Annotated in this window: 2 protein-coding genes and 1 pseudogene; 2 read left to right on the top strand and 1 reads right to left on the bottom strand. The window is 45.7% G+C overall.

The window, feature by feature from the left end:
• Positions 1-436: pseudogene (locus B7Y67_RS14180) on the top strand (DMSO reductase); the annotation flags it as partial.
• 11 nt (positions 437-447) lie between these two features.
• On the top strand, positions 448-1,029 hold the full coding sequence (locus B7Y67_RS14175) for a nitroreductase family protein (protein WP_293599201.1): 582 nt from the start codon (positions 448-450) through the stop codon (positions 1,027-1,029).
• Between the two features lie 42 nt (positions 1,030-1,071).
• On the opposite strand, the gene xsc is transcribed toward B7Y67_RS14175, so the two are convergent.
• On the bottom strand, positions 1,072-2,880 hold the full coding sequence (gene xsc / locus B7Y67_RS14170; RefSeq protein WP_293599200.1) for a sulfoacetaldehyde acetyltransferase: 1,809 nt from the start codon (positions 2,878-2,880) through the stop codon (positions 1,072-1,074).
• Between the last annotated feature and the right edge of the window lie 99 nt (positions 2,881-2,979).

Here is a 2,979-nt window from a genome sequence, read left to right as displayed (position 1 = left end):
GTTTGGACCAGATGCCATATCGGTGCTCACGCTTAGTCAATTTGGCTTTATCCTCATAGCGGCCGCGATGATCGTTAAGCTATGGATTTGGAAGCGCAATCGAAATCTGCGCCCCAAATCGAATCTCAACTCAGCCACCGGACTCAAAGGCATGAATGTTCGCCAAATATCCATGGGAATGACAGGCGGCAGCTTTAATACAAAGGAATTTTTTCATCACCAGAGTGATTTGGTGATCCGCAATCTACGGAGAATCGCATTGGTTTTAGGCTACATTCTCCCGCTCGTCTCGCTTGTATTGGCGATTGGACAAGATCAAGTTGCATGGGTTTTTGTTGCCTTTGTAATCCAATTCAGCGGACTTATTGCGGAACGCTTTTTGTTTTTTGCTGACGCCAATCATCCACAAAACCTCTACTATCAACGGATATCGTAGTGCTTGCCAAAGTGATCTCATTAGACGATTACGCAGATGTATTGATTCACGGACGGGTTCATGTTTCGCCAAAGCGCTTAATTGAACCCGGCCCTACTGCAGAGCAAAAAAAGCAAATTCTTCAATCCGCAAAAGCAGCTCCGGATCATGGCAGAAATACACCTTGGCATTTTTATGAAGTAAGCGAGTCCAGTCGACATTTATTGGGCTCAGTATTCAAGGAATGTCTCCTGGAGCGTGATCCCCAAGCAAGCCCACTACAACTCCAAGAGGCTCAAGAAAAGGCATTTCGGGGTCCCTTATTGCTTCTAGCAGTTGCAAAACTAGCTAGTACTGCTGACGGGGTAAGTGAGCAGGAGAAAATGGTTTCCTTGGGATGCGCAATTCAGAATATTCTATTAATGGCACATTCGCTGGGTTTTGGTTCGGGTTTATCCAGCGGCAAAGCAATCACCAATAAACGTCTCAAGCAACTCTTTGCCTTATCGGCAGATGACGTGCCTGTATGCTTTATTACCATTGGCACAGTATCTATAATTAAGTCCAGTAGCGCATTGCGACCGGACTTATCTGTTTACCACTCGATTTTTTAGAATGACTGCGAAACAATAATAGTTCCGCAGTCATCGATAGTTTTATACGTAGTCTTTATATTTCTCAAGGAAACGTACAGGCTTTGATAAAGCATCGCGACGGAATGGGTCACCTAATTCACGGGTACACATAATCTCGACTACACAGGTTTTGCCTTCATTCATCTGCATATCAATCGCCTTCTTCAGGGCTGGGCCAACTTGATCTAATTGATCAACCACGATTCCCTCTGCACCCATGGATTGAGCAATACCAGCAAAACTTGGGCTCTCGAGCTCACCCGCAACAAATCGACGGTTGTAGAAATCGACCTGATTTTTCTTCTCAGCACCCCACTGGCGATTATGAAACACTACCGCTGTTACCGGGATGTTATGACGAACTGCAGTCATGATCTCCACCATACTCATTGCCCATGCACCATCACCAGCATAGGCGATCGCTGGCCTCTCTGGTGCCGCAGCTTTTGCGCCAATCATGGTAGGAAGTGCATAACCGCAATTACCAAAACTCATAGGAGCAAAAAAGCTACGTGGCCTTTCAAAACGCAAATAGCTATTTGCTACTGAATTAATATTGCCAATATCAGTCGAAACCATTACATCAGCTGGCATAGCCTTCTCGAGCTCACGCAATACTTGCCTTGGGCTCAGGTAATTTCCTCCGGTAGGAGTTTTTTCATTTTTTTGCTCTTCAATCATGTCAAGGCTAAATGCGTCACGCTCATGCGTCCACTCATCCAACTCTTTTTCCCAGGCCGCTTTTTCAGAAGCAATAGTTTTAGCGCGATCTGCTTTGGTGGCATCACAAACCAAGGTTTTATTAGCAAGACGTTGTGTTAAGGCAATTGCAGCAGCTTTTGCATCACCACAAATACCCACCGAGATCTTTTTAACCAATCCCAGCATTTTGTTATCAGCATCAATCTGAATAATCTTGGCATTCTTTGGCCAGTAATCCATTCCATGCTGTGGCAAGGTACCAAAAGGTCCCAAGCGTGAGCCCAGTGCAATCACGACGTCAGCCTGCGCCATTAATTTCATCGCTGCTTTAGAACCTTGATATCCAAGCGGTCCACACCAGAGTGGGTGGCTAGCTGGGAATGAGTCGTTGTGCAAATAACTATTCACTACTGGTGCGCCAAGTCGCTCAGCCAAAGCTTTACATTCTTCAACGGCATCACCCATAACAACACCGCCGCCAGAAATAATGACAGGGAACTTTGCTTGAGCTAATAGCTCAGCCGCCTCATTCAGACTATTTTCACCGCCCGGGCCGCGATCAAGACGACTTGGCTGTGGTATCTCAACTTCAATCTCGCCATAAAAATAATCACGCGGAATGTTTAACTGGGTAGGCCCCATTTCAGACATCGCACGATCAAAACAGCGCCCTGTATATTCGGCCATCCGTTTTGGATTATTGACGTGTCCTTGATACTTGGTGAATTCTTCAAACATTGGCAGCTGGTTGGCCTCTTGAAAGCCGCCCAAACCCATACCCATTGTTCCAGTCTCGGGCGTGATCATCACCACTGGACTATGTGCCCAATATGCTGCTGCAATAGCGGTAACGCAATTACTAATGCCAGGGCCGTTTTGGCCAATCACAACACCATGTCGACCACTCACACGAGAATAACCATCAGCCATGTGGGCAGCACCTTGCTCATGAACTACTGGAATCAAGCGAATTCCAGCTGGAGCAAAAATATCCATCGCATCCATAAATGCGGAACCCATAATTCCGAAGATATCCGTTACACCGTTAGCCGCCATCGTCTCTACAAATGCCTCCGAAGGGGTCATTTTTTGTGGTCCAGTAGTTATAGCGTGATCTGGTTTAGACATTCAAACTCTCCATTACCTGTTTAAAAAAATAGAACATTTTCTGAGCTACCTATGCATTTCAGTAAATTCTACCACCTTTTCAAATAAATGGAACAAATT

It is taken from the genome of Polynucleobacter sp. 35-46-11, from assembly GCF_002281105.1.
Note: the sequence above shows the minus strand (reverse complement) of the source record. Positions and strands in the feature narration are given on the sequence as shown.

Coding starts and splice junctions, on each gene's coding strand:
- xsc (WP_293599200.1), bottom strand. CDS start 2,880: ATGTCTAAACCAGATCACGCTATAACTACTGGACCACAAAAAATGACC.